General features: G+C 58.3%; 15 protein-coding genes and 1 pseudogene. 11 read left to right on the top strand and 5 right to left on the bottom strand.

Going from position 1 to position 15,650, the window contains the following annotated elements:
* Position 1: 1 nt before the first annotated feature.
* Entirely contained in the window at positions 2-766 is a 765-nt protein-coding gene (locus tag KI231_RS24940) for a heme ABC transporter ATP-binding protein (protein ID WP_502937326.1), read from the top strand.
* A 21-nt stretch (positions 767-787) separates the two neighbouring features.
* Positions 788-1,636 carry a ChaN family lipoprotein gene (locus KI231_RS24935; protein ID WP_213026603.1) on the top strand — a complete coding sequence of 283 codons (849 nt, stop codon included), beginning with the start codon at positions 788-790 and terminating at the stop codon, positions 1,634-1,636.
* A gap of 182 nt (positions 1,637-1,818) precedes the next feature.
* On the opposite strand, the gene KI231_RS24930 is transcribed toward KI231_RS24935, so the two are convergent.
* The 4 genes from KI231_RS24930 to KI231_RS24915 all read right to left on the bottom strand — a co-directional run bounded on the left by KI231_RS24930 (position 1,819) and on the right by KI231_RS24915 (position 5,210).
* Positions 1,819-2,643, bottom strand: a complete 825-nt coding sequence (locus tag KI231_RS24930) for a Crp/Fnr family transcriptional regulator (protein WP_213026602.1) — start codon at positions 2,641-2,643, stop codon at positions 1,819-1,821.
* Positions 2,644-2,659: 16 nt separating this feature from the next.
* On the bottom strand, positions 2,660-2,932 hold the full coding sequence (locus tag KI231_RS24925; RefSeq protein WP_003228231.1) for a TfoX/Sxy family protein: 273 nt from the start codon (positions 2,930-2,932) through the stop codon (positions 2,660-2,662).
* A gap of 286 nt (positions 2,933-3,218) precedes the next feature.
* Positions 3,219-3,563, bottom strand: a complete 345-nt coding sequence (locus KI231_RS24920) for a pentapeptide repeat-containing protein (protein ID WP_007909940.1) — start codon at positions 3,561-3,563, stop codon at positions 3,219-3,221.
* A 90-nt stretch (positions 3,564-3,653) separates the two neighbouring features.
* On the bottom strand, positions 3,654-5,210 hold the full coding sequence (locus tag KI231_RS24915) for a bifunctional aminoglycoside phosphotransferase/ATP-binding protein (protein ID WP_213026601.1): 1,557 nt from the start codon (positions 5,208-5,210) through the stop codon (positions 3,654-3,656).
* Positions 5,211-5,328: 118 nt separating this feature from the next.
* On the opposite strand from KI231_RS24915, the pseudogene mrcB reads away from it, so the two are divergent.
* The 3 genes and pseudogenes from mrcB (at position 5,329) to KI231_RS24900 (ending at position 8,753) form a co-directional block, all read left to right on the top strand.
* A pseudogene (gene mrcB, locus KI231_RS24910) lies at positions 5,329-7,652 on the top strand (penicillin-binding protein 1B).
* A 16-nt stretch (positions 7,653-7,668) separates the two neighbouring features.
* Positions 7,669-8,418, top strand: coding sequence for a tetratricopeptide repeat protein (locus KI231_RS24905; RefSeq protein WP_213026599.1), 750 nt, complete (start codon positions 7,669-7,671; stop codon positions 8,416-8,418).
* Positions 8,418-8,753 carry a YqcC family protein gene (locus KI231_RS24900; RefSeq protein WP_103306565.1) on the top strand — a complete coding sequence of 112 codons (336 nt, stop codon included), beginning with the start codon at positions 8,418-8,420 and terminating at the stop codon, positions 8,751-8,753. Before KI231_RS24905 ends, KI231_RS24900 begins: the two co-directional genes overlap by 1 nt.
* Positions 8,754-8,771: 18 nt before the next feature.
* Here KI231_RS24900 and KI231_RS24895 read toward each other — a convergent pair whose 3' ends face one another.
* A complete protein-coding gene (locus KI231_RS24895) occupies positions 8,772-9,188 on the bottom strand; it encodes a DUF4124 domain-containing protein (protein WP_213026598.1) in 417 nt (138 codons plus the stop codon).
* Between the two features lie 399 nt (positions 9,189-9,587).
* On the opposite strand from KI231_RS24895, the gene KI231_RS24890 reads away from it, so the two are divergent.
* From KI231_RS24890 to msrQ, 6 genes are all read left to right on the top strand, one after another.
* Positions 9,588-11,312: an acetolactate synthase 3 large subunit gene (locus tag KI231_RS24890; protein WP_213026597.1), complete on the top strand. Its 1,725-nt coding sequence runs from the start codon at positions 9,588-9,590 to the stop codon at positions 11,310-11,312.
* A gap of 2 nt (positions 11,313-11,314) precedes the next feature.
* Positions 11,315-11,806 carry an acetolactate synthase small subunit gene (gene ilvN, locus KI231_RS24885; RefSeq protein WP_003205610.1) on the top strand — a complete coding sequence of 164 codons (492 nt, stop codon included), beginning with the start codon at positions 11,315-11,317 and terminating at the stop codon, positions 11,804-11,806.
* A gap of 48 nt (positions 11,807-11,854) precedes the next feature.
* On the top strand, positions 11,855-12,871 hold the full coding sequence (gene ilvC / locus KI231_RS24880) for a ketol-acid reductoisomerase (RefSeq protein WP_003228216.1): 1,017 nt from the start codon (positions 11,855-11,857) through the stop codon (positions 12,869-12,871).
* A 146-nt stretch (positions 12,872-13,017) separates the two neighbouring features.
* On the top strand, positions 13,018-13,875 hold the full coding sequence (pssA, locus tag KI231_RS24875) for a CDP-diacylglycerol--serine O-phosphatidyltransferase (RefSeq protein ID WP_103306567.1): 858 nt from the start codon (positions 13,018-13,020) through the stop codon (positions 13,873-13,875).
* Between the two features lie 63 nt (positions 13,876-13,938).
* Complete coding sequence (msrP, locus tag KI231_RS24870; protein ID WP_213026596.1) at positions 13,939-14,952, top strand: protein-methionine-sulfoxide reductase catalytic subunit MsrP; 1,014 nt, start codon at positions 13,939-13,941, stop codon at positions 14,950-14,952.
* Positions 14,952-15,575: a protein-methionine-sulfoxide reductase heme-binding subunit MsrQ gene (gene msrQ / locus KI231_RS24865; protein WP_103306569.1), complete on the top strand. Its 624-nt coding sequence runs from the start codon at positions 14,952-14,954 to the stop codon at positions 15,573-15,575. Before msrP ends, msrQ begins: the two co-directional genes overlap by 1 nt.
* Positions 15,576-15,650 lie beyond the last annotated feature (75 nt).

The raw sequence follows: 15,650 nt of genomic DNA, 5'->3' as shown, positions 1-15,650 counted from the left end.
GTTGCGTGCGCACAATCTGCACATCCTGCGTGGCCGCAAGGCTGTGCTCAGCGGCGTCACCCTGCAACTCGAACCGGGCGAAGTGCTCGGTGTGCTGGGGCCGAACGGCGCCGGTAAGAGCACCTTGCTCGGTGCCTTGTGTGGTGAGTTGGCGGCGAGTGAGGGTGAAGTCTCGCTCGATGGTGAAACATTGGCGCACTGGACGGGCACACAGCGCGCTCAGCGATTGGCTGTGTTACCGCAGGTGTCGACACTGGATTTTGCCTTTCGTGTTGAAGAAGTGGTCGGCATGGGGCGCTTGCCTTATCAGAGTGGTCGAGTACGCGATGACGAGATTGTTGCCGCAGCACTGACAGCGGCAGATGCTGGGCATTTGAGCGGACGCAGTTATCTGGCGTTGTCGGGTGGCGAGCGTCAGCGCGTGCATCTGGCGCGGGTGTTGGCGCAACTCTGGCCGGGGCAGGTCGGGCAAACGCTGCTGCTGGATGAGCCGACGTCGATGCTTGATCCGCTGCATCAACACACCACATTACAGGCGGTGCGCGAGTTTGCCGACCGTGGGGCGGCAGTGATGGTGATCCTGCATGATCTGAATCTGGCGGCGCGTTATTGTGATCGCGTGTTGCTGCTTGAGGGCGGACAACCGGTCGCACTGGATACGCCGCAGCAAGTGCTGCGACCGGATACCCTTAAAGACGTGTTTGGTCTCGAAGTGCTGGTGCAGCCGCACCCGGAGCGTGGGCATCCGCTGATCATCGCCCGCTGAATGTTTCGTCGAGGTGAGTGCATGCGTGGGATGTGGCTGTTGGCGATGTTGTGGCTTGCGGGATGTCAGCATGTAGCAGCGCCGCCGCCAATCGGTGGCGAGATTCGCGATCTGCACAGTGGCGAGGTGCTGACGGCGCAGCAATTACTCAAACGTCTGGCCAAGCCTGGGCGAGTAATCATCGGCGAGCAGCATGACAACGCCGATCACCACGCCGCCGAGTTGTGGCTGCTGCAGTCGCTCGGCGAGCAGCGTTCTCAGGGAAGTCTGCTTTTGGAAATGCTCACGCCGGATCAGCAGCCGAAGGTGGATGCGGTGCGGCAACCCGCGCAGTTGCCCAACGATCTTCCGGGCGCGCTGGCCTGGCAGGACGGTTGGGACTGGAATCTTTATGGGCCAATGGTCCGCTTCGCTCTCACACAACCTTACCCGTTGCTGGCGGCCAATCTGGATAACCCTGAAATCCGCGCGTTCTATCGCAATCCGCCAGTCTTGAACGGTCAGCGCAGCAATGCTGAAGACGTGAAGACGACTCTGCTGGGGCAGATCAGCGAGTCACACTGTGGCTTGCTGCCTGAGTCGCAGATGCCAGCGATGCTGGCGGTTCAGCAACAACGTGACCGACGCATGGCCGAGCGTCTATTGGCAGCGCCGATACCTTCCTTGTTGCTGGCCGGTGCGTGGCATGCGCGCAAGGATGTCGGGGTGCCGCTGCATGTTGTGGACTTGGGCGCGCAGGCGCCCACGGTGCTGATGCTGGCGGAGCAGGGCGCCGACGTTACCGCGAAGATGGCCGATTACGTCTGGTACACACCGGCGACGCCCAAGCGCGATTACTGTGAAGAGATGCGCAAACAGTTCGGCAAATGACTTTTCCACAGGCAAAAAAAAGACCCGGTAAAAACCGGGTCAAATAACCGTGATTAGCCTGATGAGGAGATAATCTGAGAGTCCGAACCAAGGGCTTTTCAGAATATCGACTGATCTCGCGACCAGTTGTGATAATCATAGCGATTCTCATTACCAAGTCAACCGCTGTTTCTGCATTTATTTTATCTGGTCTCTGGAATGGCCTGATTGCCCTGTAAATGAAGGGCGCTCAGCTGAATGATCTGACGGTTGAGTTGGTCGATACGCCGGGCCATGCTCTCGATCAGGCTGTGGGCGATCTTCGGATTGCTGCGGGTCATGCTCAAAAACTGATCAGCGGGAATCAACATCACCGTACTGCGTTCGCGGGCAATCACGGTCGCGTTACGCGGTTCTCCAGTGAACACAGCCATGGCACCGAAGATCTCGTCCTTGGGCACTTCGCCAACCTTCTGCCCGTCGACAAAAGCTTCGGCATGCCCGTCGATGATCACAAATACATGATCGGCGGCGGCGCCCTGGTGAATCAGGATTTCACCGGCCTCGACCCGTTTGAAGCCGTTGGTGCTGCGAAACTCCCGCGGTTTCAGCTCGGCCACTGCGTGGGCGAGCAAAGCCATTTGCCCCAGTATGTATTGGAGAAATTGTTCCGCCCGGTTGGCGTCGGCAAACAAATGCTGCAACACATCACTGCGTCGATAGGGCGTCAAACGCAACGGCCCGTCACTGCACAGGCGCGAATCGCCCCAGTCATCACCGCGCAGAAGGCCGATGAAGTCACCCTCCTGCCAATAAAACAGTGCGCGTGAGCCGATGTATCCGGTGATCACACCTTCAGTCAGCAAAAACAACTGATCGCCGGGCAACTGCGTCATCAAGTCCTCAGTCGCCTCCAGCTCAAGCGCCGGCCCGCACGGTTCGAGGTCTTGCAGCCACTGTGCAGGCAAACTCTGCAAGCGGTTGATTAATGCGTCGGCAAGCGCCGATTGTTCCCCAAGCAGGTACATGACGGTCAGCGCCCGTTCAATTCTTGTGACGCGAGGAAATGGCTTCGAGTTGCTTGTTCAAGGCGTCCTTGCGTTCGGCCGGGATGTCGTTCCAATGCACATCCATCAGCGCGCCCTCGATCGCATACAGCAACACCTTCGATGCACGAAACCCGCGGGTACGCACGGCCCGGTAGGCATCGACCGCGCCCAGGCGCCGCAAGTCCGAAGCGCTGTGGATGCCCACGGCATGCAGCCATTGCGCTGACGTCTTGCCAAGATTCTTCAGGTGTTGCAGTTCATCATTCATCAAGCCTCCTTGCGACGGCCGAATGGTGCGTGGGCGAGCTTCTCAGGAGTGTAGCCATCAGTAGGAAAAGCGTGGTTGTTTGGTCGTATTCAACTCAAACGCTTCTAAGAAAGTGCGCCGCAGAGGCGCCGAAGACCTGCGAACGCAGAAAGGCGGGAAGAAATACATATCAATGTAGGTGCGAGCCTGCTCGCGATGGCGGACAGACAGGCAACACATTAGTTGAATGTTGAGCCGCCATCGCGAGCAGGCTCACTCCTACAGGGGGAGGAACTGGATGGTTATCTCAACGAGTGCGATAACGCAGGCGCGTACCGAAATTCATCGACATCAGAATCTCGTCAGCACTCAGCTCCGGCGGGAAGTACGCACCGGAAATCTGCGCGTGAGCCAGACTTGCGCCCTCCAGCGATGCGTTACGGAAGTCGATGCCACGCAAATCGGCAGAACGGAAATATGCGTCCCTGAAATCCACGCCATCGGCGTTCAGTTCGCGCAGATCGAGGCCACGGAAGTCGCCGCCGACCATGTCGATTGGTCCGTCTTGCGGGCGCTCTTTGTTGAAACCTGTGATGTCATCTTTGTGCAGCAAGGCATACAGCGGGGTGTCGAGAAGTTTCGGCTGGCTCATGTCATATCACCGTTGGTTTTATGACGCCAGTATAGTGCCACTATTTGACGGCCGTGAAGCAAGCGAGGGCTTCACGGCCGAAATAGTTTTTTACAGGCCTGGAAGGCGCTGACGGATCTGCGCGACTACGGTGTCCAGCGTGCCGGATTCATTGGTCTGCACGCGTTTGCTGCGCAGAATCTCTTCCGGCGTCAGTGCTTCGCGGTTGGCCTGCTGGGCTTCGATCACGGCCAGTGTGGCGTCGGACGGATCCTTTTGGTCAGCCTGACGAATCGCCAGCCAGCTCTCGATCACCGCTTGCGGCGCGTTGCAGTCGAGGATCAGGAATGGTGTACCGGTGGCTTCGGCGATTTTTGCGGCGCTGTCGCGCTGCTCACGCTTGAGGTAAGTCGCATCGATGACCACCGGGAAACCGGCGTGCAGGATGACTTCAGCGATCTCATGCAGGCGCGCGTAAGTCTTGGCGCTGGCGTCGGCGCTATAAATGCCCGCCTGCACATCATTGGCCACGGTTTGCTCGCCGAACAGGCGCTTGCGCTCAACATCGGAACGCAGACGGATCGCGCCCAGCGCTTCGACCAGACGCATGGCCACGTGGCTTTTGCCGACAGCGGAAACACCGTGGGTGATAGCCATGAAACGCGAAGGAATGGTGCTGTAGCTTTCCGCCAGGTTGGCGTAGTTGCGGTACTGGCGCAGGGTAGTGGCGCGCTGCACCGGGGTCGCGTCCGCCGGCATGCTGAACAGCGCAACCTTGGCGCGAACCAGTGCGCGATAGGCTTTATAGAAGTTCAGCACTTCCAGGCCCTGATAGTCGCCGGTCAGCTCCAGGTATTGGCTGATGAAGCGGCGCGCCAACGATTTCAGGCCACGGTCTTCCAGGTCCATCGCGAGGAAACCGGTGTCGGCCCAGACGTCGGTGAAGCGGAACGGTTCGTTGAATTCGATGCAGTCGAAGATCACCACTTTGCCGTCGATGACGGTGGCGTTGCCCAAGTGGATATCACCGTGGCATTCACGGGTGAAACCCTCGGTTTTACGCTGGGCGAACAGCGGCTTGAGGCGTTCGAAGCTGCTTTCGGCCCAGGCTTTGAGTGCTTCGAGTTGCAGCAGATCGTTCTTGTCGCTGAGGAACGGCAGGATCTGCTCGAAGTTTTGCGACACCGGCGCCATCACGCTGGCCGGGGTGCCGGCGTCGTGTTCGGCCGGGACTTTGGGGGCGGTGAGATGGAATTTGGCGATCTGTTCGGCCATTTCATCGATGTGTTGGGTGGTCAGCTCGCCATTGGCCTGCAGGGTGCTGAGCAAACCGGTCTGCGGGAACTGGCGCATTTTCAGTACGTATTCGATGGCCGGACCGTCGCCGCCCAGTTGCGGGGCTTCGATGCTGCCGGTGACCGGCAACACTTCCAGATACAAATCGTCGGTCAGACGCTGGTTCAGGCGCAGCTCTTCAGCGCAGAAATGTGCGCGCGATTCGAGGTTAGTGAAGTCGAGGAAGCCGAAATTCACGGGCTTCTTCACTTTATAAGCGAAGGGACCGGTGAGGATCACCCACGAGATATGGGTTTCGATGACCTGGAACCCTTCGACGGGGTGCGGGTAAAGGGCCGGGTTTTGCAGGGCAGCGATCAGTGATTGGCTCACGGGCGATCCTTCAGAGACTGGGGGAAATTCGAGGTCGCCATTATGGCCGCTCGCCAGCCCGACGCAAACCTCGGAGCGCTCCTGTTGAGGATGAATAAAGTGCGTATAATCCGCCGCCATGACTCGAACTCGATCCCCCGTACCAAGAAAAAACCACCATCCAAGGGCCTGCGCCCATGGCTGAGCTGGGCCATTAAACTCAGTCTGGTCGGCCTTGTGGTGCTGGCCGGCTTCGCCGTTTACCTCGATGCCGTGGTGCAGGAGAAGTTCTCCGGCAAGCGCTGGACCATCCCGGCCAAGGTGTACGCGCGCCCGCTCGAGCTGTTCGTCGGACAAAAGCTCAGCAAGGACGATTTCCTCACCGAACTCGATGCCCTCGGCTATCGCCGTGAAGCCGTCAGCAATGGCCCGGGCGCCGCAGCGGTTTCCGGCAACACCGTCGATTTGAATACCCGTGGCTTCCAGTTCTATGAAGGACTGGAAAAAGCGCAGCCGGTGCGCGTGCGTTTCTCGGGTGATTACGTCGCCGAGCTGTCGGCGACCAATGGCTCCAAGCTGTCGGTGGTGCGACTGGAACCGCTGATGATCGGCGGGATTTATCCGAAGAATCTCGAAGACCGCATTCTGATCAAGCTCGATCAGGTGCCGCCGTACCTGCTGGAAACCCTGGTCGCCGTCGAAGACCGCGACTTCTACAGCCACTGGGGCGTGTCACCGAAATCGATTGCACGTGCGATCTGGGTCAACACCTCCGGCGGCAAGATGACTCAGGGCGGCAGTACGCTGACGCAGCAGTTGGTGAAAAACTTCTACCTGACTGGCGAACGCAGCCTCAGCCGCAAGCTCACCGAAGCCATGATGGCGATGCTGCTGGAAGTGCATTACGACAAGAAGGAAATCCTTGAGGCCTACCTCAATGAGGTCTTTGTCGGTCAGGACGGCCAGCGTGCGGTGCACGGCTTCGGTCTGGCCAGCCAGTTCTTCTTCGGTCAGCCATTGTCCGAGCTGAAACTGCATCAGGTTGCGTTGCTGGTCGGCATGGTCAAGGGCCCGTCCTACTACAACCCGCGTCGCAACCCGGAGCGTGCGCTTGAGCGCCGCAATCTGGTACTCGACGTACTTGAGCAGCAAGGTGTGGCAACGGCCGAGCAGGTTGAAGCGGCGAAGAAAATGCCGCTGGGTGTGACCACTCGCGGCAAACTCGCCGACAGCTCCTTCCCGGGCTTTATCGATCTGGTCAAACGTCAGTTGCGCGAAGATTATCGCGACGAAGACTTGACCGAAGAAGGCCTGCGGATCTTCACCAGTTTCGACCCGATCCTGCAGATGAAGGCCGAGGCGTCGGTCAACGACACCTTTAAACGTCTGGCCGGGCGCAAAGGCTCCGATGACGTTGAAGCGGCGATGGTCGTAACCAATCCGGAAACTGGCGAAGTCCAGGCGATGATCGGCAGCCGACAGGCGAGTTATGCCGGCTTCAACCGGGCGCTGGATGCGGTGCGGCCGATCGGCTCGTTGATCAAGCCGGCGGTGTATCTGACCGCGCTGGAGAAACCGAGCCATTACACGCTGACCAGTTGGCTGTCAGATGATCCGCTGTCAGTCAAAGGCGCGGACGGTCAGGTGTGGAAGCCGCAGAACTATGATCGCCGTTCCCACGGCACCGTATTCCTCTATCAAGGTTTGGCCCACTCCTACAACCTTTCGACCTCGCGCCTCGGACTCGAAGTCGGTGTGCCAAATGTGCTGAAGACTTTGGCGCGTCTGGGCGTGACACGCGAATTCCCGGCCTATCCATCGATGTTGCTGGGTGCCGGTGGCATGACCCCGATCGAAGTGGCGACCATGTATCAGACCCTGGCCAACGGTGGTTTCAATACGCCGATGCGCGGGATTCGCAGCGTACTGACCGCCGAAGGTGAGCCGCTCAAGCGTTATCCGTTCCAGATTCAGCAGCGTTTCGATCCCGCTTCCATCTACCTGATCCAGAACGCCATGCAGCGGGTCATGCGCGAAGGTACCGGCAGTTCGGTTTATAACGTGCTGCCGAAAACCCTCAACCTGGCCGGCAAGACCGGGACCAGTAACGACTCGCGTGACAGCTGGTTCGCCGGGTTCAGTCAGGATCTGCTGGCGGTGGTGTGGCTGGGGCGTGACGACAACGGCAAGACGCCGTTCACCGGTGCCACCGGTGCGTTGCAGGTCTGGACCAGTTTCATGCGCAAGGCCGATCCGCTGCCGCTGGACATGCCGCAGCCAGACAATGTCGTACAGGCGTGGGTCGATTCGCGTACCGGGCAAGGCTCCGATGCCAACTGCCCGGGGGCGGTGCAGATGCCGTATATTCGCGGCAGCGAACCGCCACCCGGCGCCGCATGTGCAGGTGAAACACCTGCCAGCGGCGAATCGGTGATGGATTGGGTCAAGGGCTGGATGAATTAAGCAAAGAGGATTTCAAGTGAACAAGTGGTTGATTCCAGCGGTGACCGCCGTGGCTTTGCTCAGCGGCTGCTCTACCGTACAGCGTGGTTCGATCCCAGTGGTCGATTCGGGTACGGCGGTGTCCAACAGCGAGCGCATTTCGGCCAATGGTGGCTTCCGTCAAACGACGGTCAAGCGTCCTGCGCAGGCTCAGACTCAAGCCATTCCGCAAGGTGATACCGGTGTGGTGGTGATGGTGCCGGGGGGCGGTGCGACGACATCCGCACCGATCAGTGCTTCGCCGATCGTGCCGGGTCCGGCGTCGGGCGGTATCACGCCGGGGCCTTACAATCCTTCGCCGGTCGAGTCGGCGCCGATCAACACTGGCAGCTACAGCATGCCTTCGACACCGAGTGGTATTCCTTCCGCTAGCAGTGGCGGCGGTCTGTCGGCGGACGAGCAACTGGACGGCCCGGTGCTTGCCCTGCTGACCACCGCTCAACAGCAACAGGCCGGTGGCGACCTGAACGGTGCGTCTTCCAGTCTGGAGCGCGCGCAGCGTGTCGCGCCGCGTGAGCCGCAAGTGCTCTATCGTCTGGCGCAGGTGCGCATGGCTCAAGGCGATGCGCCGCAAGCCGAGCAATTCGCTCGCCGTGCGCTGACCATGGCCAACGGCCGTCCGGACTTGCAGGCCAATCTGTGGGAGATCATCGCTCAGTCCCGGGAGAAACAAGGTGACTCCGCTGGCGCAGCACAGGCCCGTCAGAAGGCCAAGGTCTCGCTGTGATGGATGCCCGTTTCCCGAAAATCGCCGATCAGTTGCTGTTGATCGAGCGTGAACTGCGCACACAGGGATGGTGGGATGAAGTTCAGCCATCGGTCGAAGCCTTGAGCAGTGTCGAGCCGTTTTCGGTCGACACGCTTGATTTCGAGCAGTGGCTGCAATGGATCTTCCTGCCGCGGATGAAGATGATCCTCGAGCAGGATCTGCCGTTGCCGAATGCCTCGGGCATTCAGGAGATGGCCGAAATGGTCTTCGCCCAGCGCAACGTGCAGGGCAAGGATCGACAGCTGCAGGTGCTGCTCAAAGAGTTCGACCTGCTGATCACCGCCTCGCGCTAACCCGGAAGCTGCCAGTCATCACTGGCAGTTTTCTGCTATCTGCTTCTGCGCTTCTACGATGCGCTCCTGACGCTGTGCATCATCCAACCTGCGCAATTGCCCCTCCACTTCCTCCCTCAAACGCGGATTGTTCTGCAACTGCGCAAGATTGGTGCGTGCCTGCTCGCAAAACTGTTTGAGCTGCGCCTGTTGGTCTGCGACCTGCTTCTTCACTTTGTCATCGATTGCCTTCTGATCACCGAGCGCGCCGCTACCCGGCATCGCCGCATGTTTCGGCACAGGCGAGGAGGGTGTCTGCACGGTGGTGGAAGGCTGACCCCGTGGCGGCTGCGCATCGAAGTGCGTGACACCTTGGGTGTCGACCCATTTGTAGATTTGAGCGGCCATGCACCACGGGCTGAGGCCGATCAGCAGAGTGAGGAGGAGCGTTCGCATGCTGATTCCTTGGCAAAATTGCGCAATTGACACTAACAGAGTAGCGGTTTTCAGGTTTTTTCTTGCGTTCTCATGTGCTTACCCACAATTAAGCACATAGACGGCTTGACTTGGAGAGGGCGAAACAGAAGAATCCAAAGTCCGCTGTAGAGGGACTGCCAGAAGCAGACCCACTCGGTAGATCATGAGGCGCACATCCGCGCCGACCTGTTACACCCGCAACGCGTTACCTCGCGCTGGGTGGGAAAGGCCCGCAACACTTGGGACGATCCCAATACTTGCTCAGTCAGTGCTGACGTAGTCGGCGACCACCGTCGCTCATGCTCTGCCGAGAAGTAAACCTATTAAGACCCGCCCCTTTTTTGTGGACGGTATTCTGGCGTTTTAGAGGTGAACAACGTGGAGCTTTTATCTGGCGGTGAGATGCTCGTCCGCTTCTTGCGTGACGAAGGCGTCAAATATATCTACGGGTACCCGGGTGGTGCTCTCCTGCATGTTTACGATGCCCTGTTCAAAGAACCGGAAGTGACTCACATCCTGGTTCGTCACGAACAAGCGGCGACCCATATGGCTGACGGCTACGCCCGTGCCACCGGTAAAGCCGGCGTGGTATTGGTGACTTCCGGTCCAGGCGCCACAAACGCCATCACCGGTATCGCCACGGCCTATATGGATTCGATTCCGATGGTGATCATTTCCGGTCAGGTGCCAAGCACCATGGTCGGCACCGACGCGTTCCAGGAAACCGACATGATCGGTATCTCCCGGCCGATCGTGAAGCACAGCTTCATGATCAAGCACGCTTCGGAAATCCCGGAAGTCATGAAGAAGGCCTTCTACCTGGCGCAATCCGGTCGTCCGGGCCCGGTCGTGGTCGATATTCCGAAAGACATGACCAACCCGGCCGAGAAGTTCGAATACATCTTCCCGAAGAAAGCCAAGCTGCGTTCCTACAGCCCGGCCGTTCGCGGTCACTCCGGGCAAATCCGCAAGGCGGCAGAAATGCTTCTGGCGGCCAAGCGCCCAGTGCTGTACTCCGGCGGCGGCGTAATCCTCGGCAACGGTTCCGCACCGCTGACCGAGCTGGCAAAAATGCTCAACCTGCCCGTGACCAACACGTTGATGGGCCTGGGTGGTTTCCCGGGTACTGATCGTCAGTTCATCGGCATGCTCGGCATGCATGGCAGCTACACCGCCAACCTGGCGATGCACCACGCTGACGTGATCCTCGCTGTCGGCGCGCGTTTCGACGATCGCGTGATCAACGGCGCATCGAAGTTCTGCCCGAACGCCAAGATCATCCACATCGACATCGACCCGGCTTCGATTTCCAAGACCATCAAGGCCGACGTGCCAATCGTTGGTCCGGTCGAGAGCGTGCTGACCGAAATGGTCGCGATCCTCAAGGAAATCGGCGAGACCCCGAACAAGGAGTCCGTGGCCAGTTGGTGGAAGCAGGTGGATGAATGGCGCGGTGATCGCGGCCTGTTCCCTTACGACAAGGGCGACGGCAGCAAGATCAAGCCGCAGACCGTGATCGAAACCCTGTGCGAAGTGACCAAGGGCGATGCCTTTATCACTTCCGATGTGGGCCAGCACCAGATGTTCGCTGCGCAGTACTACACGTTCAACAAGCCGAACCGCTGGATCAACTCCGGTGGTCTGGGCACCATGGGCTTCGGTTTCCCGGCGGCCATGGGCATCAAGTTGAGCTTCCCGGAAGACGACGTTGCCTGCGTCACCGGCGAAGGCAGCATCCAGATGAACATCCAGGAGCTGTCGACCTGCCTGCAATATGGCTTGCCAGTGAAAATCGTCATCCTGAACAACGGTGTTCTGGGGATGGTTCGTCAGTGGCAGGACATGAGCTACGGCAGCCGTCACTCGCACTCGTACATGGAATCGCTGCCTGACTTCGTCAAACTGGCTGAAGCTTATGGTCACGTTGGCATGCGCATCACCGACTCGAAAGACTTGAAGTCGCAGATGGCAGAGGCGTTCGCCATGAAGGATCGTCTGGTCGTGCTGGATATTTCGGTCGACACCAGCGAGCACGTCTACCCGATGCAGATCAAAGACGGCTCCATGCGCGATATGTGGCTGAGCAAGACGGAGCGTACTTAATCATGCGGCACATTATTTCCCTGCTTCTGGAAAACGAACCCGGCGCTTTGTCTCGCGTAGTCGGCCTGTTCTCGCAGCGCAACTACAACATCGAAAGCCTGACCGTGGCCCCGACCGAAGACCCGACCCTGTCGCGTCTGACGCTGACCACCGTTGGTCACGATGAAATCATCGAGCAGATCACCAAAAACCTGAACAAGCTGATCGAAGTGGTCAAGCTGGTGGACCTGTCGGAAAGTGCTCACATCGAGCGCGAACTGATGCTGGTCAAGGTCAAGGCCACTGGCGCCCAGCGCGCCGAGATCAAACGCACTACCGATATTTACCGTGGACAGATCGTCGATGTCAGTGCCAGCGTGTATACCGTTCAATTGACCGGTACCAGCGACAAGCTCGACAGCTTCATTCAGTCCATCGGCACCGCATCGATTCTGGAAACCGTCCGTAGCGGCGTGACTGGCATTGCCCGCGGCGACAAAGTACTCAGCATCTAAACCAAATTAGCGAATGGCCTGAACGGCCTGGATATAAAGGGGAAATTCATGAAAGTTTTCTACGATAAAGACTGCGACCTGTCGATCATCCAGGGCAAGAAAGTTGCCATCATCGGTTACGGTTCCCAAGGTCACGCCCAAGCGTGCAACCTGAAAGACTCCGGTGTCGACGTTACCGTTGGTCTGCGTAAAGGTTCGGCCACCGTTGCCAAAGCTGAAGCTCACGGCCTGAAAGTGACCGACGTTGCTTCTGCCGTTGCTGCTGCCGACCTGGTCATGATCCTGACCCCGGACGAGTTCCAGTCCTCGCTGTACAAGAACGAAATCGAGCCGAACATCAAGAAAGGCGCCACCCTGGCCTTCTCCCATGGCTTCGCGATCCACTACAATCAGGTTGTTCCGCGTGCCGACCTCGACGTGATCATGATCGCGCCGAAAGCCCCGGGCCACACCGTACGTTCCGAGTTCGTGAAGGGCGGCGGTATCCCTGACCTGATCGCGATCTACCAGGACGCCTCGGGCAACGCCAAAAACGTTGCACTGTCCTACGCTGCCGGCGTTGGTGGCGGTCGTACCGGCATCATCGAAACCACCTTCAAGGACGAGACTGAAACCGACCTGTTCGGCGAACAAGCCGTACTGTGCGGCGGTACCGTTGAACTGGTTAAAGCTGGTTTCGAAACCCTGGTTGAAGCTGGCTACGCGCCGGAAATGGCCTACTTCGAGTGCCTGCACGAACTGAAGCTGATCGTTGACCTCATGTACGAAGGCGGTATCGCCAACATGAACTACTCGATCTCCAACAACGCTGAATACGGCGAGTACGTGACCGGTCCGGAAGTGATCAACGCCGAATCTCGTCAGGCCATGCGCAACGCCCTGAAACGTATTCAGGACGGCGAATACGCCAAAATGTTCATCAGCGAAGGCGCAACCGGCTACCCTTCGATGACCGCCAAGCGTCGTAACAACGCCGCTCACGGTATCGAAATCATCGGCGAGCAACTGCGCTCCATGATGCCGTGGATCGGTGCCAACAAGATCGTCGACAAAGCCAAAAACTAAGTCGTCGTCCCTTGTACGAAAAACGCGGCCTCGGCCGCGTTTTTTCGTTTGCGCCGGTGGTTCTGGTATAAAGCTGCATCGTTTGTGGCCGAACCGTCGTCCCAGACACCTGTCGAATTTTTCCAAACCGTTGCAAGGTAATGTCCATGAGCGAACGTCCCGAAGAGCCGAACAAGGCTTCTGACGCCGAAAGCCTGCTGCCCATCGATGAACACATCGAAGAAGGGCACGACGCAGAAGGTCGTAAAGTCCGGCATCGTGGTATCTATCTGCTGCCGAATCTGTTCACCACTGCCAACCTGTTCGCAGGCTTCTATTCCATCATCAACTCGATGAGTGCCCAGGCTGCCTTGAGCGCCGGGGACTCCGCCAACGCGAGCAAGTACTTCGCGTTTGCTGCGATCGCGATTTTCGTCGCCATGGTGCTCGACGGTCTCGACGGCCGCGTGGCGCGCATGACCAATACGCAAAGTGCGTTCGGCGCCGAGTATGACTCGCTGTCGGATATGGTTGCTTTTGGGGTTGCGCCGGCGTTGCTGGCGTTTGGCTGGGCATTGGGTGACATGGGCAAAGTCGGCTGGATGGTTGCCTTCATCTATGTAGCCGGTGCAGCCTTGCGCCTGGCGCGCTTCAACACTCAGGTTGGTACCGCGGACAAGCGTTACTTCATCGGTCTGGCCAGCCCCGCAGCGGCCGGAGTGGTGGCGGGCATCGTCTGGGCGTTCAGCGATTACGGCATTCAGGGTTCGAAGATGTCCTTCCTGGTCGCGCTGATGGTGGCGGCGGCCGGCATGCTGATGGTCAGCAACATCAAGTACAACAGCTTCAAGGAGCTGGACCTGAAAGGGCGCGTACCTTTCGTTGCGATTCTCGCAGTCGTGTTGGTGTTCGCCGTGGTCTTCAGCGATCCGCCGCGCATTCTACTGCTGGTGTTCCTCGCCTATGCGGCTTCGGGACCGATTCAGTACCTTTTACATCTTCGTCGGCACAAAAACGTCGAGTGATGTAATTTCCCTCATACTCCGCAGTCTATGGGTGCATCAGTCCTCCAAAGCTGCGGAGTTGTCATGTTGATCAAAATCCCTAAAGCGTCTGACTGCCACGAGTCGGATGTCACGCCTGAATCCATTTATCTGTCTCGCCGCCAATTGCTTGGGGCCACGGCTGCCGGTATCGCCGTCAGTAGTCTGCCTCGCTGGGCCAATGCCGACGACGCGGCGCGGTATGCCGATGTCGAGCCGGGCAAAGCGCCTGCATGGTTTGCCGAGAAACTGCCCTCTACTAAGTGGGGCGCAGTCAGCGTCAAGGATGAGGCGGTCACGCCTTATAAAGATGCAACCCATTACAACAACTTCTATGAGTTCGGCACCGACAAGGGAGATCCGGCGGCGAATGCTGGCTCGCTGAAAACCGAACCGTGGAGTGTGGTGGTTGACGGGGAGGTAGGTAAACCAGGGCGTTATGCGCTGGAAGACTTCATGAAACCGTATCAATTGGAGGAGCGTATCTATCGCCTGCGCTGTGTCGAGGCTTGGTCGATGGTCATTCCGTGGATCGGTTTTCCGATTTCGGCGTTGCTCAAGCAAGTCGAACCGACCTCCAATGCCAAATACATCCGTTTTGAAACCTTGCAGGATCCCAAGAGCATGCCGGGCCAGCGTTCCGGTTTTGCTTTGATCGACTGGCCTTATGTAGAGGGCTTGCGATTGGATGAGGCGATGCATCCTTTGGCGATTCTGGCGGTGGGCATGTATGGCCGCGAGCTGCCGAATCAAAATGGCGCGCCACTGCGTTTGGTGGTGCCATGGAAGTACGGCTTCAAAAGCGTGAAATCCATCGTGCGTATCAGTCTGGTCAGCGAGCAGCCGAAGACAACCTGGCAAAGTATTGCGGCCGATGAATACGGCTTCTACGCAAATGTGAACCCGACTGTTGATCACCCGCGTTGGACGCAGGCGCGTGAGCGCCGGCTACCAAACAGTCTGTTCAAGCCGAATGTGCGTGATACGCAAATGTTCAACGGCTACGCGGATGAAGTTGCTTCTTTATATACAGGGCTCGATCTGCGGAAGAACTACTGATGCGATATCCGTTATGGCGTGTAGGCGTTTTCATTGCGGCGGCGGTCTGGCCATTGCTGTGGTTCTATCAGGCTTTTGCGGATTTGCTTGGGCCTGACCCTGGCAAGGTGCTGGTTGATCGCTTGGGGCTTGGGACATTGGTGCTGTTATTGATCACCTTGAGCATGACGCCTTTGCAGAAAATGACCGGTTGGGCGGGGTGGATCGCTGTTCGCCGGCAGTTGGGGCTTTGGTGTTTTGCCTATGTGGTTTTGCACTTGTGCAGCTATTTGGCATTTATCCTGGGATTTGATTGGTCACAACTGGGTGTTGAGCTGCGGAAGCGGCCGTACATTATTGTCGGGACGCTGGGTTTCCTTGGGCTGTTAGCTCTGGCGGTGACTTCCAATCGCTACAGTCAGCGCCGGTTAGGTGCTCGCTGGAAGAAGTTACATCGGCTGGTTTACGTGATTCTGGGGCTGGGATTGCTGCACATGCTGTGGATCGTTCGGGCTGATCTCAAGGAATGGGCAATTTATGCCTTTATCGGCGGACTGCTTCTTTTGCTGCGCCTTCCTCCTGTTGCACGTCGAATCCCGCGTTTATTGGCTAAAAAACAGATTCTGCAAGAAAAGCGAAATTAACGGTTGACGGCAGATTCTGGAGGTCTATAATTCGCCCCACTTCCGGGGCAGTCGAAACGGAAAACTCCTTGAGAT

The sequence above is a fragment of the Pseudomonas sp. Seg1 genome (genome assembly GCF_018326005.1).
Lineage (GTDB): Bacteria > Pseudomonadota > Gammaproteobacteria > Pseudomonadales > Pseudomonadaceae > Aquipseudomonas.
The sequence above is the reverse complement of the archived record's forward strand: the minus strand, read 5'-3'. Positions and strand labels throughout refer to the sequence as shown.